16 protein-coding genes and 1 tRNA gene are annotated in these 16,296 nt (G+C 59.6%); 4 read left to right on the top strand and 13 right to left on the bottom strand.

Annotated elements, in window-relative coordinates; genetic code table 11:
- Positions 1 to 165: 165 nt before the first annotated feature.
- The 3 genes from AC2YB9_RS02855 to AC2YB9_RS02845 are packed head-to-tail and all read right to left on the bottom strand — an operon-like array spanning position 166 to position 3,022.
- Positions 166 to 444: a hypothetical protein gene (locus tag AC2YB9_RS02855; protein WP_487267247.1), complete on the bottom strand. Its 279-nt coding sequence runs from the start codon at positions 442 to 444 to the stop codon at positions 166 to 168.
- 16 nt (positions 445 to 460) lie between these two features.
- Positions 461 to 1,795 carry a hypothetical protein gene (locus AC2YB9_RS02850; RefSeq protein ID WP_487267246.1) on the bottom strand — a complete coding sequence of 445 codons (1,335 nt, stop codon included), beginning with the start codon at positions 1,793 to 1,795 and terminating at the stop codon, positions 461 to 463.
- A 9-nt stretch (positions 1,796 to 1,804) separates the two neighbouring features.
- Positions 1,805 to 3,022 carry an SPFH domain-containing protein gene (locus AC2YB9_RS02845; protein WP_487267245.1) on the bottom strand — a complete coding sequence of 406 codons (1,218 nt, stop codon included), beginning with the start codon at positions 3,020 to 3,022 and terminating at the stop codon, positions 1,805 to 1,807.
- 244 nt (positions 3,023 to 3,266) lie between these two features.
- Between AC2YB9_RS02845 and AC2YB9_RS02840 the strand changes: the two genes are divergently transcribed.
- A tRNA-Lys gene (locus AC2YB9_RS02840) sits at positions 3,267 to 3,339 on the top strand.
- Positions 3,340 to 4,136: 797 nt separating this feature from the next.
- Here the strand turns inward: AC2YB9_RS02840 and AC2YB9_RS02835 are convergent.
- A complete protein-coding gene (locus AC2YB9_RS02835; RefSeq protein WP_487267244.1) occupies positions 4,137 to 4,322 on the bottom strand; it encodes a hypothetical protein in 186 nt (61 codons plus the stop codon).
- A gap of 25 nt (positions 4,323 to 4,347) precedes the next feature.
- Positions 4,348 to 4,995 (bottom strand): hypothetical protein, encoded by a 648-nt coding sequence (locus AC2YB9_RS02830; protein ID WP_487267243.1) that lies wholly within the window; start codon positions 4,993 to 4,995, stop codon positions 4,348 to 4,350.
- 822 nt (positions 4,996 to 5,817) lie between these two features.
- Here AC2YB9_RS02830 and AC2YB9_RS02825 point away from each other — a divergent pair.
- Positions 5,818 to 6,276 (top strand): transposase, encoded by a 459-nt coding sequence (locus AC2YB9_RS02825; RefSeq protein ID WP_487267242.1) that lies wholly within the window; start codon positions 5,818 to 5,820, stop codon positions 6,274 to 6,276.
- Positions 6,273 to 7,316, top strand: coding sequence for a transposase (locus AC2YB9_RS02820; protein WP_487267241.1), 1,044 nt, complete (start codon positions 6,273 to 6,275; stop codon positions 7,314 to 7,316). The genes AC2YB9_RS02825 and AC2YB9_RS02820 overlap by 4 nt, the downstream gene beginning before the upstream one ends.
- A gap of 717 nt (positions 7,317 to 8,033) precedes the next feature.
- Here AC2YB9_RS02820 and AC2YB9_RS02815 read toward each other — a convergent pair.
- From AC2YB9_RS02815 to AC2YB9_RS02805, 3 genes are all read right to left on the bottom strand, one after another.
- Positions 8,034 to 8,630 carry a GNAT family N-acetyltransferase gene (locus AC2YB9_RS02815; RefSeq protein WP_487267240.1) on the bottom strand — a complete coding sequence of 199 codons (597 nt, stop codon included), beginning with the start codon at positions 8,628 to 8,630 and terminating at the stop codon, positions 8,034 to 8,036.
- A gap of 590 nt (positions 8,631 to 9,220) precedes the next feature.
- Complete coding sequence (locus tag AC2YB9_RS02810) at positions 9,221 to 9,523, bottom strand: hypothetical protein (RefSeq protein ID WP_487267239.1); 303 nt, start codon at positions 9,521 to 9,523, stop codon at positions 9,221 to 9,223.
- A complete protein-coding gene (locus AC2YB9_RS02805; RefSeq protein WP_487267238.1) occupies positions 9,524 to 9,970 on the bottom strand; it encodes a hypothetical protein in 447 nt (148 codons plus the stop codon).
- Positions 9,971 to 10,039: 69 nt separating this feature from the next.
- Between AC2YB9_RS02805 and AC2YB9_RS02800 the strand changes: the two genes are divergently transcribed.
- A complete protein-coding gene (locus AC2YB9_RS02800; RefSeq protein WP_487267237.1) occupies positions 10,040 to 10,288 on the top strand; it encodes a hypothetical protein in 249 nt (82 codons plus the stop codon).
- A gap of 373 nt (positions 10,289 to 10,661) precedes the next feature.
- Here the strand turns inward: AC2YB9_RS02800 and AC2YB9_RS02795 are convergent, their stop codons facing one another.
- From AC2YB9_RS02795 to AC2YB9_RS02775, 5 genes are all read right to left on the bottom strand, one after another.
- A complete protein-coding gene (locus AC2YB9_RS02795) occupies positions 10,662 to 11,093 on the bottom strand; it encodes a hypothetical protein (RefSeq protein ID WP_487267236.1) in 432 nt (143 codons plus the stop codon).
- 374 nt (positions 11,094 to 11,467) lie between these two features.
- Positions 11,468 to 11,776, bottom strand: coding sequence for a ribbon-helix-helix protein, CopG family (locus tag AC2YB9_RS02790; RefSeq protein WP_487267235.1), 309 nt, complete (start codon positions 11,774 to 11,776; stop codon positions 11,468 to 11,470).
- A gap of 474 nt (positions 11,777 to 12,250) precedes the next feature.
- Complete coding sequence (locus tag AC2YB9_RS02785; RefSeq protein ID WP_487267234.1) at positions 12,251 to 12,568, bottom strand: hypothetical protein; 318 nt, start codon at positions 12,566 to 12,568, stop codon at positions 12,251 to 12,253.
- Between the two features lie 5 nt (positions 12,569 to 12,573).
- Positions 12,574 to 15,045, bottom strand: a complete 2,472-nt coding sequence (locus AC2YB9_RS02780; protein WP_487267233.1) for a tyrosine-type recombinase/integrase — start codon at positions 15,043 to 15,045, stop codon at positions 12,574 to 12,576.
- Complete coding sequence (locus AC2YB9_RS02775) at positions 15,038 to 16,189, bottom strand: tyrosine-type recombinase/integrase (protein WP_487267232.1); 1,152 nt, start codon at positions 16,187 to 16,189, stop codon at positions 15,038 to 15,040. Before AC2YB9_RS02775 ends, AC2YB9_RS02780 begins: the two co-directional genes overlap by 8 nt.
- Positions 16,190 to 16,296: the final 107 nt, after the last annotated feature.

The raw sequence follows: 16,296 nt of genomic DNA, 5'->3' as shown, positions 1-16,296 counted from the left end.
CAGCGAACGCTCACAATCAGCTCACAAAATTCGGATTGGGCTAGTGCCGTGGTTGCGGACCGCAACCGGACAGCACGACAGCGCGAAACGGGACGGTATCGCATCGGCATCAGAGATCGGACTGCGACATTGTCCGGTATTGGGCTCCGGTAACGAGGCTATTGTCTACTTGCCGTGCACGTCGCGATGATTGGCGCCGCTCATCGACGACTGGCGAGATCCCTTCACGGAATCAATTTTTGTGTCGATCGTCGTCAGTTTTTCTACGTCTGCCAGTGTCTCGCGCTCATGAAAGTGTCGCTTATTCGTATTCCGATAACGCATATACATGAACATGAAATAGGCCGGTCCAGACAGGAGGAACAGGAGCCCAAACCACGAACTATCGCCATCCGAACTAGAGCTAGCAATGATCACGTCAGTGACATCTTGGATCAACGTCATGTGCATCCAACTCACCTTATAGCCAGAAGAAGAAGGTCGCAGCAATGATGCCGAAGACTTCGGCGACACCCGAAGCCATCCAGAGCCGACGCATGTTGACCGGTACCGAGCCCATGGTCTCTCCAGTGCGGCCGTTCACAGCGATATAGTGCAAAAGTTCCTTGCCGTTGCTTTTCTTCTCCAGGTAGCTGTAGAGCCAGACTGGCAGATACGCCGAGACCCAACGGTCACCGACGATCTCAATTCCTTGCGTGTCCCAACGCACCCCCCGGTCATAGGTTTTAATCGTCTCGAGCGTCCGGTAACGGCCAACATCTTGCGCCTGAAGCCGAGCGTCCGGAAAAAGCGCGTCGACATCGAGATCACGCTTCTGAGAACTGAAACCGGCGAGGTAGTTCGGGTCATACCGGACCGAATTTTTCGTGTCGAATGGCATGATCGAGTTAATAATATTGTTGGTGTTCTTGCTTGGGCTGGTGTTTCGTTTGTCCGCGGCGGACTCCAGTGAGAGATCGTCGACATAGAGCGAGAAGTCGCGACCTACGTCGTACACGTCGTAGTCGTAACGGGTCTCTGTTTCGTCGTCGCTGATCCGGACAGTGTATTCACGGGTCGTATGCTGCCCCTTGCCGCGGAACTGTATTTCGGCGTTAAAATCTGCCAAGAAGTACGGCAAATAAACCCCTAGGACGTTGTTGGCCTCAAACTCCGCCTTGAACTGACGATTCGCAAAGAACTTGCGGGACTTGACGAATTTGCCAATCTTTTCCACCGCTTCTTCCCGCGATAGTGAGAACGGGAGTACAACGTCAGGAACTGCTCCATTGGGCAACTGCTGTCCGACGGAGAGCTTCTGTCGACACCAGTGGCAGCGAGCCTGCATTGCGTCGTTTGTGTCGATGACAACTTCGGCGCCGCACCCTGAACACTCAATGGTAAGCACTTCGTCGGTACCAGGAACGATTGCTGCAGTCCCAGAACCGACCACGCGGCCGCGCAATTGGCTGATTGGCGCATCCAAGCCGAACGCTAATTCTGCGTTTTCTTCTTGCCATTCGAAGCGACAGAACTGGCAGGCCAGCATGCCCTTCGCGACGTTGAATATGACATCACCAGATCCGCAGCGCAGACATTTGCGGATACCGTCGCCGGCGGTCGACGTATCGATGATCTGCGGACCATCGTGCGCTTCGAGTATTGGCTCTGGAGTCTCACCTGCCGGAACGCCCGCGTCTTGTTCGGCCTGACGGGTTTGTTTTACTTCATCCCAGGTTGCATCAGGGAACTGGTCAGCGGGCGTTCCCATTGGTGGATCGTTCTCTGGCTGGGGAGCATCATGTGTTTGGTTCATCGTTACCCTTTAGAGGCCGAGTGCCTTCGCTTTAGCCGCGTCGTAGTCGTCCTGGGTAATGAGTTCCTGATCGAGCAAACTCTTCAGTTGGGTGAGCTTTGCTGCTACGTCGTCACCGCCCGAGGCCGCCGGTGCCGCCGGTGCCGCCGGTGCCGCCGGTGCCTGCTGCGGTTGCTGCTGTTGGGTTGTTGGCTGTTGCAAACCGCCCAACGAACCCCCCGCGGCGTTCATACCCATGCCCATAAAGGCCATTCCGGCAGCGCCGCCGCCGGAAGGATTCGAACCCGCGGCTTCAAAACCACGCGCAACGGATTGCTGCATGAAGGAGTTGCCACGAGCGCCGCCAAGTGCGTCTGCCTTCTTGACGTCCGAAAGGAGTGCGCGGGTGTCTGTGTCATATTCAATGGCTTGGAGCGCCACCGAGATGATGGTCAAGCCACGTTGGGTCGTCCACTGGTAGCCGTCTTCGACCGCGGCGGACAACGACTTGGCAAAGCCCATGGCGTCGCCTTGAATACGAGCCATACGGTTGCCCTTTTCGGGGTCATTCGTATAGTGCGAGAAGGCTGGCGCGAGTGAACTTACGACCTCATTAAACAATTGGGTCGCGGCATCATTTTCCAGATCGGTGAAGTCGAAGGCGGCTCCGCCGGCTTGCAGATAGCTCAACGGGACAAACTGCACCGCGAAGAGAATGGGGTCCACGATGCGCAGGGTGTAGGTGCCTCGTGTGACCGCACCCACCTGTGCGCCTAGATAGGCGTCGTCCCAGTAGATCTCAGACTGTGTGCCGAAGCGGTTGTTGGGCAGTTCCTTCAGGTTGACATAGAAGACGAGCTGCTGGCTGCCGGGTTGTCCGCCGAATTTAAACCGTTCCCACGAGGTCGTGACAAGCGGGCTGACGATGCCGTCGCCAGCGAAAATCGACTGCGAGTTCTGGTCGTCCGAACGCCATTCGTAGCCCCCGGGCTCGGCGATGAATCCAGTGATCTTGCCGTCTTGGAACGACAGCAAGCCAGTGCCTTCTGGGACGAGGATCTTCGAACCGTTGGTGATGATGTTCTCAGAGGCTTTGGTGTTCGACCCGCGGCCAGCGTTTTTGCCCTGTGGCACGCCCGGGAAAATCGCTGCGGTCGGCGCTAGACCCGAGGGCGGGACAATGAAATCTTTCCACTGATCTGCGAGTGTCCCACCAAGCGCTCCGGCAAACGCCCTGATGAATCCCATGGCTATATCCTCCAGTGTCGGCGACCGTGTCGTTGCCCTGTTCTATCATGGGGCACCTTGCCATCCAGCGCATGGCTGCGTAATCACGCAAACGCAGCTCTTCAACCGCCCGAGAAAACGGACGATTAACATCTCGAAGGTTGTCGCTAGGTGCCTGCAACTAGGCCATTGGCCTTCTGCAATACTCTTCTCTTGGACAGCGGTAATAATCCCGAAAGCTCTTTGGATTATTGTCGGTATGTTGGGGCCTTTAGCTCAGTTGGTAGAGCAACGGACTTTTAATCCGTGGGTCGTCGGTTCGAGCCCGACAGGGCCCACCCATCGTTTTTGTTCTGACCTACATCAACAGCGCGGCCGGCCTACACGGGCGGAAGCCTCGTTAGCCGCTCCTCTCACAGCTCTCTCACAAGATGTCCCGAGGGTTTCCGTCGTATTCTCTTTGAATTGCGGCGATTATCGCCAAGATGAAACGCCAGGTTCATTACCCGGCGATCAATTCTGGGAAGCATGACGGAACCCTTCACGAACGAAATGCCTACACGCTTCAAGGACACGTCGCCACGGAACAGCGTCATACCGGCCAAATTGGGGCACTTGCGCAAGAGAGTTGGGACCGCCGGCCCGCGCGGTCGCAATTCGGCCTCGTCCGCGTCATCGTCAGCCGACAGATCTGTGCACCCGATCGACTTCGCACCATGTTTCAGGTGTCTCGTAACTAACGGTGAGTGATGAAATTCGGCGACTTGGTTATGACACATAGTTATGAGAATCGTCGACCCTTGACAAACCGGCAGTTCGCGGTGTGAGCCTCGCCTATCACGGAGACAGTCGCGTATCTCTAGGGTTACGAGACACCGAGACAGCGTTCTCGAGCTCGTGGGTAAGGCGCCCCGAATACACTTCGCCGGTTGCGACGACGACTAGAAACTGCCATCGACTTACGAGCGCGCTGCGGTCGTATGGGGTTGGTTGATCGGGGACGATGGGCAGGGTTGCTTTCGCCATACGGTGACAAGCGCAGTGGCGGGGTGGGTCTCGCACAGGGCGACGGCCCCACCTACTCAACTAGGAGGGGCCGTCGGATTGTGCCGTGGTTGTGGATGAGTGGCAGTGTTCAGGTGAGTTCGCGCCTCCCGGCTCTGCGCTTGAGCGCAATGCCGACACCAGCGGCCAGAAGACCCAACGCCAACAGCACGCTGCTTGCCAGCATCGCGCTGTCGGTCGGCTCAATGAGGAAGAAGGCCACCACCGCAACGACGATGATGATCAGCCAACCCCATCTGGTCAGGAAAGTTCCCATTCGTTTGACTCCTGTCCCTAGCAGTTCAGCGCTTCGCGCAGCTGAAGGCGACCCAGTTGTAGCGGAGCTTGATGCCCTTTTTCCCGCGGTTGCAGTAGGCGATGAATCCAGTACCGACAACTGTCAGTCCGGCGAATACACCGTAGCCCACGCCACAGGGAATCGCTCCTACAATCGTTCCGCCACATACCGCTGCGATCACGCCAGCGGTACCAGCGCCACTATTCATGGCGAGAATGAGCTTGTTGGTTCTGGACTTCGACAGGAGCCATTCGACGCCCCACCAGTGGACGCTGGGGTCTGCGACGACGGGATAGGTGACTTTCGGATTGTCGTGGTCGACGACCTGGGTCAGTGTGGTGCCGTTGATTTCGTATTGGGTGCGAACTTCTGATCCGTTGGCGTCTCGTGCCCACGGGGCATCGCCGATTGCTATGAGTTCACCATCGGCCGCGTAGGCGCTGAACCCGCCGTCATCGTTCAATTCAAGTTCAGCGACATCGCCAGAAAGTCTGAAATCGAATGTCTCTGCGGCTTGTGCATTGTCAATGTGGATCAATGCTCGCAATCCGTTGGCCAACGGTTGGACAGCCACCGACGTGTCGGCCTGTTTGCCTTCATACACGGTTGAATCACCGGCCATGGTCGGCTCGCCGACGACTGGCAGTTCCATATCGATAGTTGGCTCTGCCTCATTATCGGAGGCGAGCGAGAGGGGTTCGGAAGCGTCTTCTGGTATGACCAGATCCGGGTTCTCGACAGACGGCGCGACACCTTGCTCGTCGACTGCTTGTTGAATGGTTTGCGTGACAGACCCATGGACAGGATTGTTGGCAGGTTCCTGAGCCATTGCTGGCAGGCCTGCGAATGTCAACATTGCCGTCGTTGACACGATCACCATCGCTAGCCAACGTCGATGAAATCGTCTTGATGATGCAGTCTCATGGTTAGTAAACACGTTGCCCCCCGGCGCTCAAATTCGATCAGATTCGAAAGAGTAAGCGTCAGACTAACGTAACGCCGGTAACGTGCACATACGGCCTAACACCCGTTTTCCTGCCCGTCAGCCCAGCGGCTCACGAGCAAACATGTTTCGCCGAGCACCGACGAAATGAAATCGCCACGAACCTGACCTCAGCATCCCTGTTAAGGCTGGTCAACAAGCAGAAGATCCCGCACGACGACGGGATTACCTCATCAATCAGTTCACGACGACAGCCGGCCGCCCGAATTCACCGATCCTCTAACGGGCACGTGACGCGACAATCGCGGCATCTCGGTGTCTCGAAACCCATGTGTCTCGAAACCCATAGGTTCCGAGGCAGCTAGAAGCTGGCTTTGCTGTGCTCGATCGGTGCCGTCGAGCCACCGACAAAACATCACAGCGATGAGACAACCGTGCCCGGTATCTCGGGCCACCCCTCTCCGACAGACTTGTGTGAGACGCAGAAGCTGGCCGGTATTTAGGCTGGGGTGGAATAGGAGATCTGGATTTATGGAGTACATCGATTCATCGCAGGCCCGGTCTGTGGTTGATGGCGACGAGGGCCTTGTCGAGCGGGCTGTGCCGGTTGGGCCGCGTGCGGGCCGGCCGAAGCGGCGTACGTTTACGGCTGAGTTCAAACGGCGGGTGGTGGCTGAGTATGACGTGGCACCACAGGGTTCCAAGGGTGCGGTGCTGCGCCGCGAGCGGCTCTACGATTCCCATCTTCAGGAGTGGCGGGCCGCGATCGCAGCGGGCACCCTCGACGGTGGTGTCCGGCGGGGTCGCCCGTCCGGCACTGGTCGTAGTCCCGAGCAGGTCCAGATCGCGCAGTTGGAGCGGGAGAACACGCGGCTCCAGGGCGAGCTTGAGTTGAAGGATGAGGTCATCGCGTCCCGTGAGGATGCCTTGGAGGTACTGGGAAAAGGTGTCGCGTTCTTGGAAGCACTGTCCTCGAAGAACGCGCGATGACCAAGACCACGTACGCCACCTGGCAGACCGAGTCCGTCGAGGACCTCACGCCGCTGGTGGGTGTGGTGAAGGCGTGTCGGTTGGTCGGTCGTTCCCGGGCAACCCATCACCGTGGTGCCCACCCCAAGGCGCGGGCCCATGGGCCCCGGCGCCGGCCGGTGCATCCGGGCGAGCTGAGCGCCGTCGAGCGCGAGGAGGTCCTCGCGCTGTTGAACAGCGATGCCTACGCGAACTCCTCGGTCACCCAGGTGTGGGCACGCGAGCTCGACGAGGGCCGCTACTGGTGCTCGGCACGCACGATGTATCGCATTCTGGCCGCAGCGAGCATGGGCGGGGAACGTCGCCGTCAGGCCACCCATCCACCACGGACGATCCCGGAGCTGGTCGCGACCTGCACGAACGCCGTGTGGTCATGGGATATTACGAAAATGAGGGGGCCGGGCAAGGGTAGTTGGTATCACGCCTACGTGGTCATCGATATCTTCTCCCGTTATGTGCTGGGCTGGCGGATCGAACACGTGGAGGACGGTGATCTGGCCGCGGACCTCGTGGTCGACATCGTCGCCGAGCAGGGCACCACACCGGGCTATCTCCACGCCGATGGTGGTGCCGCGATGACCTCCAAACCGTTGGCATCGCTGCTGGTCGACCTCGATGTCCGCCGATCACACAACCGGCCACACACCAGCAATGACAATCCTTTCAGCGAGTCGCAGTTCAAGACCATGAAGTACATGGCCGACTACCCCGACCGGTTCGCGAGCATCGGCCAAGCACGAGCCTGGATGGCGGCGTTCACGAGCTGGTACAACCATGAACACAGACATTCCGGCATCGGACTACACACGCCCGCGTCGGTGCATTACGGCACCGCCGCCGACATCCGCGCAGCCCGGCAACGCGTCCTCGACACGGCACATGCCGCCCATCCCGAGCGGTTCCACCGACGACCCGCCGCACCCCGACTGCCCGAACAAGTCACCATCAACGACCCCGCCAAACACAGCGGAACCAGAAGGAGCATGAACTCAACTAAATAGGCCAGAACGTCTCATTTGACTTGACAACTACCGCACGGCGCAGGTAAAATTTCGGCGTGACCGATTCGGGGAGGTCCTGGCAGAACACAACGCATGACTGGGCGAACACTGTCGACATCGAACACCTCGCCAATATCCGCAACCGCCCGACTGAGTTCGCGCCAGGCGGCATCCTGCATTTGATCCTCGAGGTCATTGCGTACCCGGTTGACGAAGCCGAAAGTACGCCATCAGGGCTCTGCACCGTCAGGCTGCATGCCGACGGCTCGGTTTCTGTGACGGACAACGGTCGAGGAACCGACACCCGTCACGACAATCGCGGCCAGTCGATCAAGAAACCAGTCATGGCGACCAGAGACCTCCGGTTCTTTGACTTCCCCGACGCTCAAGTTCTTCCCGATAGTCATCCTCGCCGGGGGATGTCCGTCGTCGCTGCGCTGAGCGAGTGGCTCATCCATACCAATCGACGCCACAACGGAGCGTGGGCGCAGCGCTACGAGAATGGGGTGCCTGTGACCGATCTGGCGCCGATTGAGGCCGACGGGACCAGCGGGACAACTGTGCACTTTCTTCCGAGCAAAGAGCTGCGTAGAGCAGCGACTGTGAGCGTGGCTCAGTTGAGAAGCTTGATCGGATGGCCAAACCTGGCAGTCGAGGTCATCGCCGATCCGGGATACGAGACGATCGCGGCAATCGACTTATACTGCCCTGGCGTGCCTATATCAGTTTACCACTATGGCTCTGTGGGAGGGAACGCCCGGCACCCTGCGTCAACCGCTCCAGCACGCCGACGTTGATGTCATGATCGGAGTAGATCAACCGCACGGCGTCGCGATCCGGATTGCCCACATCGTCACCACGCCACACCAGATGCAGCCCTGACTTCTCAGCCACGGCTTTCGAAGCACGGTTGTGTTCGAGCAGGGACGCGTAAACCGGCAGATCAGGCCGCAACGCTGCAGCCCCGGCGCGCGCTGCAGCAACCAGCTCGCTGGCGTAGCCGTGTCCGTGTGCATGAGGCGACAAGCGGTAGTACACGTTCCACCCGATGCCGGGCCTGACCGAACAACCACCGACACCGACGAAGCCGCCGGCGTGCTCAGATGCGATCCAGTACCCGAGCCCGTCGCGTTCCCAGGCTGCGACCTGCTCAACCAACCACTCAGAAGTTTTCGCGCGGTCGGTGTGCACACCGGATGGAAGATGTGCCCATAACCGAGGATCGGACTCCAATCCATAGACGGCGTCGATATCACTGACCTCAATGGCCGTTAGCTCAAGCCGGTCAGTCTGGCATCGTCGAAGATCACACATCGACAGCCACGATATATGGAGCAGAATGTTCGGTCTTTCCCCACCGGTGACGGTTCCGCGAGCCGGCGTCATACCGGGCAGCTGAAGCGACGACTGCGACAGTTCGGTGTCTCGTAACCTATGTGTCTCGTAACCTATGTGTCTCGTAACCTATGTGTCTCGAAACAGATAGGTTTCAAGGCAGCCTGAAGTCGATTTGCGGTGTCTGATCTGTTCCAGCGAGCCCCCGGCAAATCAATGCCGCGATGCGACGCCTCGTATTCCTAGGGATTAAGAGACACAGAGGCAGCATCCTCGAGCTCGTGGGTAAGGCAACCCGAATCCATTTCATCCGTTGCGACGACCACTAGAAACCGCCATCGACGTACGAGTGCACTCCGGCCGTATCCCGATCGGGCATCGGAGCACGTTCCATCGATGGCATGCGGTCGACAAAGCACTGTGTGTCGACGCATCAAGTGTGAGCAGGCGGGGCTTCGTCGATCGGTGGTTGTGCGACCGCAAACAGGTCAGTCAAGGCTTGCCGGACGGGTGGGCCTTCGGGTCGGCCCTGACTTGATACGTGTTGTCCTCACACGCTGATCGCTACATCACGATTCGGCACCGCTCCGACCTTGAAGCAGGCTCCTAATCAATACCACTGTCGCGACCAACATCAGCGGAATGAAAACCAACACCCAGTAGGAGAACAGCCGCGGATGGGCACCATCGTCCAACTTCCCGGCCGAGACACCGGCGACAATCATCACCGCGAACAGACCGAGGCGAAACCAAATCGTGTTGTAACTTCTCGGCTCGTGGTCCGACCCCGCCCAAACATCCTGGAACAAGAAACCGAACGCCACCGCTGCAACGACCGTAAACACCGCCAATAGAACGATCAGCGCTGGCATCTAGAAGACTTCCTTCACAATATTCCAACAGCTGCCCGAGACAAGGCCGAGCAATCCTATTCCACCGTACTTCATGAGATTCTGGATGGTCTTACGATCCGTTGCGCTCACATGCCCCCGTTTCTTCACAAAGTTCCCTAACGTGCGCAGGACTTTCGACAACCCGCCACCGTCGCTGATGACTTTCTTCAACTTTGCGCTCTTGGAAATGAAAGATTTAATTTTAGCAATCTTGGCGACTGCAAACGGACCGACGGACGAAACGATGCCGGCCGTGCATTTTGCGATATTCGCGGTCCACCACCAGAAGCTTGGGTCAGCGGTGATTCCGTAGGCCCAATTCCCGCCGTGGTGGTCGACGACTTGGGTGAGTGTGGTGCCGTTGATTTCGTAGTGGGTGGGAACTTGTGCTCCGTTGGCGTCTCGTGCCCGAAACGCCGCAGTCAAACGCTGGCGCGGACGTCAGCCGGCTGCCACCCGCCCCCAAGGTGCCTATCCGGCTGAGAACATGGACAGATGGAGTTCACCGCGATCACTAGTCGCCCTCAGATCGACATCGCAATCCGGTCGGCGGTTGCTCTCGCTCTCGTCGTTCTGGTCATCGGCGCCGTGATCGAAAGGGACGCAAGTCAGATTGTTTCAACTGGTGTCTTCGGTGCGTGGATTGTCTCGATGGCTATCGATCTCCCGCGGGGCTTGGCCCATGTGCTTGAAGCGGTGATCCTAGTCGGCTTCGTGGCCTGGCTGACTCTCACGTTTGCCTGACAACTAGGGACTGGCCCGATTTGGTTGACACCTTGGCGTGTCACAGGCTTGACGGTTGTCAGGTCAGGTCAGGTTAGGAGCGGAGCGTTTGAGCGCGACGGCGATATGGGCCAAGGTCGATCGAAACAATCGGTGCAGGTGCCTCATAACCTATGTGTCTCAAAACCCATCTGTTTCGAGACACATAGGTTTCGAGACACCGAACTGCCGCAAATGGTCGCTACACCTTCCGTTTGAGGATTTCTAACCGGACTCGGCAGATGAGATCGGAGACTGCAGGCTTCTACGATCGCGTTCCGAAGAGGAGCTCAGGCGGCGGGCCAGGTGAACACAAGCAGGCTTAGTTGAGTGTGAGACAGCGTGCTGGCGGGGCTCAATCCGGTCGGAGCGTCTCGACATTCTGCGAGACGATGTACGTCTTGAGCTTTGGTGAACAGCGAGCCGGAATGTACTCACCGTCTACACCGGCCCGATCCCCGACGGTGTCGGGGGTGAACCCGCCACCAAGTGCCACCTCGGTGCCCAACGGGTAGGTTTCACCATTGAAGAGCAGCCCTCTTGGTGAAATTTTGACAGAAGACTTGTTGGCGAAGATCGGGACGACCGTACCTGCTAACCCATCCTCCGTTGCGATGGTTAGACAGTCCGCGACAAGTTCGAGCCGCCCTTTCAGGAGTGCTGAGTTTCCGCCCTCACCCGTGGCCTCATAGATCGCGACCTGGCCTTCGGTTGGCACGCCCGGAGCATTCGACCCGCAGGAGGCAACGAGAAGGCTGAGCACTACCAAGCTTCGAACTCGGATCATTTCAGCAGTCTGCCACGTCTGAACTATGTTCATCCGGGTCCGATCAACAAAGTCCTTACCCCACCGAGGCAGCCGACATGCTGCATCTCAGCACCGCAGACATCACCCGGCTCCGAGCCCGCCAGCAACAGACCCGACTGGGGACTCATCGGCCGCACCGCCCGCTACACCCTCAGCGACCTCAACCGGTGGAAAACCAGCAACCGCTACTGAACTCAGGAACGCACAAACGGTTCACTCCCGCCAGCGCGCCGATGAGCGCCGCCCGCTGCCTCCGTCAGACCGCTTCGTCCAGATCGTGCTGGACCAAGGCTCGGCGCACACTCGATGCAGCACCGAGGTTCTGGGGGAGCGGCGTCGCCCTCCCTAGAACTTCAGACTGCTCGGGTTTGGACGTAGGTCGTGATTGCCTCACGCATCAGTTCTGAGGGTTTGCGGCCGTCACGGGCGGCCAACGCGTCGATACTTTGGCTGATCTCTTCGGGAAGCCGCACCTGCCTACGAGGCGATACCTTGCCCCCACTGGCACCCAGCGACGGACGGCCGGCGCTACGGCGCAAGAGCTCCCGGCCAGCAGCGGCCGCAGCGTCGCCCCGCTTGGCCGTGGTCGACCCGCCGGTCAGCGTCATATCCTTCTCAGCCCAGTGCGACAATGCGTCGTAATCGGTTGCTGTCTTAGCCATCGTCTTCTCCTTCGCCTTGGTCATTTCTTGTCCATCCTGTCCAGATGTTTACGCCTGGCGACCATCACATGAAAAATCACCATGCCACGCGGTGGCGTCACTTCGGCCATGACCTCAAGGAGCGGGCCTCCCACCTGTCGCGGTGGACCAATGAACAACCACGGCCTCACCTAGGACGGTGGCCGTGGCTCATCGAACTCCCGTTCTAAGTAGTAGGCGTTTTCGATCGCGTGCAACGCATCTTCACGGGCAATCCCATGCTTTGCCGAACTGTCTGCCCACGTGATCGCCACATCTAATAGTGTACTCTCAAACCCTTTAATTGTGTAGTACACAAATAGGGTCTTGGTCGGCAACCCGTCCGTTGGGCAGCCACCCATCCCCCTGCCGGCCCTGGGTGGCCGGAACGGATTGTGTCGCCGTTGGCGTCTCCGTTACCGGGGGTTTGGCGCCCCGAAGGCCGCCCCCCTCTATTCAGGCCGCAGTGCTGGCCTCTCCAGCGCTCGCCTCGACGAGCGGGGCCAGGACATGCACCGCCCGCATCACGTTTTCGGCGGCCGCTCGAACCACGGTCACATCACCGTGGGTCCAGCCGGCCACATAGCCGACGCTATAGGCGGCAGTGTCTAGTTCGGCCATTCCTGCCACCACGTAGGCCACCGATTCAGCTTCTGTTTCCTTCACCCCCCGATGCTGCACATACTCTGTAATCGGCTCATCAGCATGCAAAATGACGTGGGCGGCTTCTTTTCTGCACCAAGCCGGTTCGGCGATCTGGTTGATGGTGGTCATGGTGTTCAGGTGCGCTTTGCCTGCCTGGGCGGCATGGTGGGCAGGCCGAGGTTGGTGGCGGTGCGGCGCATCTGGGCGTGTTTCTGCTTCGCTGCGGTCAGGCTGGTGTTGAGGCCGTCGACGTCGCCGAGCCAGCCGTGCTCGTGGGCCTCGGTGAGGCGTTCATCGAGATTGGCGATGATCTCTTCTAGCCGGGTTTGTTGTGCGGGGTCTGGGCGGAGCATGGGGCAGCGGACGCAGGCGTGTTCGTGTTGGCAGCCGGTGCCGTAGGCGCGTCCGCAGGTGCCAAGCTCGATCTTGCGGGCTGCAAAATGGCCAAGAAACTCGTCCCATTCGCTGTCGGTGGGTTCGCGGTATTCCTCCGATGGCCTGGTCGTGCGGCGGCGGGCGAGGAATGCCCTGTGGTGGTCGATGACGTCCTGGTCGTAGACGGCGATGTAGGTCTGGGTCGTGGCCAGCGACTCATGGCCCAAGATCTTCGCAGTGATGTGAACCGGCAGGCCTGAGGCGACGGCTTCAGTGGCGAAGATCCGGCGGAAGTCGTGTGGGCTGAAGTGCGCGGAGCTGCCATCGGTGTTTGTGATCTTCGCGGCGGCAAGCAGTTCTCCGAGGAGCTCTTTGACCCGCATGTGTGTGATGGGAGCGTCTTGTAGTCCCCAGCGCCGTTGGAAGAGAAACGGCAGTGGTGGACTGTGGAGGCGTTCGGCCTGGTCGTAGCGGGCAATTAGCGGAATATGCTCCTGTCCGTTGCGGACACGGCTGATGATCTCGGCAAAAACGCTCGCGAGTTCGGGGCTGATGACCAGTAGCCGCTCCTTGTCGGTCTTGGAGGGGGTGATCTGGAGCATCGGGATCACCTCACCGGTCGTCGGCAAAGTGTAGGAAACGAAGGAACGGTGGGTGATTTCCAGCATCTCCTCGATCCTCACACCGGTGTGACGGAACACTTCGACACACGCCCAGGCCCAGAACGCTTTGTCGGCTTCCAGCGTCAGATTCCGCCGAAGCTGCTTCTGGACATGCCCGTTCCCTTCAGTAACCGACGCTTTTGGGTCAGTGGCGTAGATGACGCCGGGACGGCCGGTGCCGCCCAGTGCGGGATCGGAAGCCAGCACTGCACGGCGCAAGGTCTGTTCCGCGGCGGTGAATTCTTCGCCGGGCAAAACCTGGGCGGCTGCAGCGAGTACGACCGCAGTGCTGTCCCGTCGGGTTCGGGCTGCGTCCACGAGCCGAGGCAGCAACGGTGCGAGTTCTCGAGTGCGCTGATGCATCCGAGACTGACGGTGCTTGGCGGCCTTGGCCATTCCCGCCAAATCACGTGAGTCCACCGGGGACGGCGCAGCCCATCTAGCCCAGCGGGCCGGGTCTTCGAGTGCCCAGTGAGACAAGTCGGCGTAGAACGCGCGCACCGCCATCAAGATCCCATATGGATCCTGCCTTTTCTGGCCGAGGAGGTGGTTGCCGTAACGGACCTGCCCCAGGCGCTCCTTCCAGGCGCGTGCCGCGGAGAAGCTCAAATGCAGCGACTCAATACCCGGCTCGTGCAATTCAAGATCACGCCAGAACAGCAGGATCAGTTTTGAGGCGAGCTGACGGATCGTGGAGTAGTCCAACCCGGGTTGACGCTCACGCAGATAATCCACAAACAGGTCCCGCACCGGCGTGCAGGTGATGTTGTAACCATCGACAATTTCCTCGACAGTGAGCTGCCCGCGACGGCTGGCGGCATGGATCGTCGGCGCAGTGTCCTGGGAGAGAATGCGTTCTTCGCGCAGCAACGTGTACCAGCGTGAATGCAGACGAGAGGCATATCCGGTTTGTGCCCGATAGGCCTCGACACAGTCGTCCAAAGTTATCTGGGCCAAGGTCCCGCCGTTGTGCATCAGAATCCGACACAACTGGATCAACGCAGCACGTCGATCAGTCGACGCCATTCGCTGATCAGCCTGGCAGCGGGAACCGATCGCCGCGAAACCGTCCGGGTCACGCAGGTGCTCAAATCGAGCATAGAGCCTGTTCGACGGGGCACTGTATAGCCAGTCGTAGCTGGGACGGATCAGGTCAATCAGGATCAGTCGGCCCACAGCACCGGTGGCCTGCGCACGACTCGCCGTCAGATCAGCTAGTGAGTCATCGACCTTAATCAAATCAGGCCAAGTCTTGCCCGCAGCGTCGGCTCCCGATGCAAGCCAGCGCTGCTGCCATGACTCACCCTCGAACCTTTGCAGCCAGCCCAGCATCATCTCGACGCCTCGCAGACGGCGCACCAGTTCCTTGCGGGAAGAAGCGCCGGCTTCCAGTTCCTGGACGGCGGTGAGGACTTCCTCCACACTTTGCTGCGACGCTGTCCAAACCGTGGGCCGCGCGATCGCCGGAGTTGCCAACGATGGGGTGAAGAAGTCATGTTCGCCAGACAGTTTGCGCGACGGGCGAGCTCCTCGGGGCAGAAATGCCACCGCGTCCACATGATCAACCATGGCTGCCACCTCCCAGCAGCACGTCCAGCACTTCAGGCCGGTAGCCGGCCCCACCTGGTGGCACTATCGGAACAGGAGCCTTCTCGGTGCGGGTGCGGTGATGCTCCAATACTCGGGCGACGACCTCCTCAGCGCGAGGCCGCAAATACAGTTGCGTTGTCGTCAGATGGGCATGCCCCAGAACCCACTGCACGTCCGACAACGACAGGGACGGATCGTCAATCATCCGTTGCGCGGCGGTGTGCCGCAGATCGTGCAGCGTCCACTCGGTGCCCAACGCACCGTTCGCGCGTTGCAGCATCCGCCGCGCCGCCGAATACGTCAACGCCCTTGTCGGCCGGCGTCGGGTCAACCACAGCGCCTTCTCACCGTCGGGCCGGTCCACATGCTGCTCGTAGAGCCGCAGCCACACAAAAGCGTCTGCTGAGGCTGGCAACCACTGCAACCTGCCCGAACCTTTGCGGTGAACACCGATACGTTGCTCACCCGGATCAACCCGATCAACCGTGACATTGAGTAACTCCGATGCACGGGCTCCCGTCGAGACGTAGAACGCCAACAAAGCTCGGTCACGATCCGACCCCATCGCCGCGAACAATGCGTCGAACAGATGGTCAGGCAAACTCCGCGGAAGCAGTTCAGGCAGTTTTTGTCGCAGCGGCGCGCGAATCCCCGGCGCGAATGCCTGCATCGGATTGCGGTTCGCTTGTACTCGCCGTCCGCCGCGATGTGATGTCTCTGGGATCGGATTGACCACAGGGCCTTCACCAGCGGACATGCGGTTGGCGTAGAACATCTTCACCACCGCCAACGAGTGGTTGATCGTCGCAGGTGCATACCCTGCCGATCTGCCAGCTGGGCCGACCAGCCTCATCCACAGCACGAAGTCCCGCGCCTCGACGCGCCCCGCCCGCTGCCATGGGATTTCGATTGCGGCGAGGAACCTCCACCACCGCAACAACGCCAAAGCATAAGAGCGCAACGAGCTAACGCTCGAGCCCGAGGCCAGCATCGTGCGGAAGAATTCGCTCACCTCCGGCACAGGTAAACCCGACGCATCCAGTAGCACTGTCCCCGGAGACTCCCCAATCTGAGCGACCTGGCCGATTGAGGGGATAACCAGTCGCGTCACCTCTCTCGTCATCCTCTGTTCCTGATCATTCACGTGCATGTACTCCTTTATAGGGCCGTCGGAACGACCTGAGCACATGTCCAGCCAGAACCAGAAGACGACGCCCATCACCGGCGTGC

Source organism: Aeromicrobium changchenzhani (genome assembly GCF_057586615.1).
This window is presented reverse-complemented; position numbering and strand designations above follow the sequence as displayed.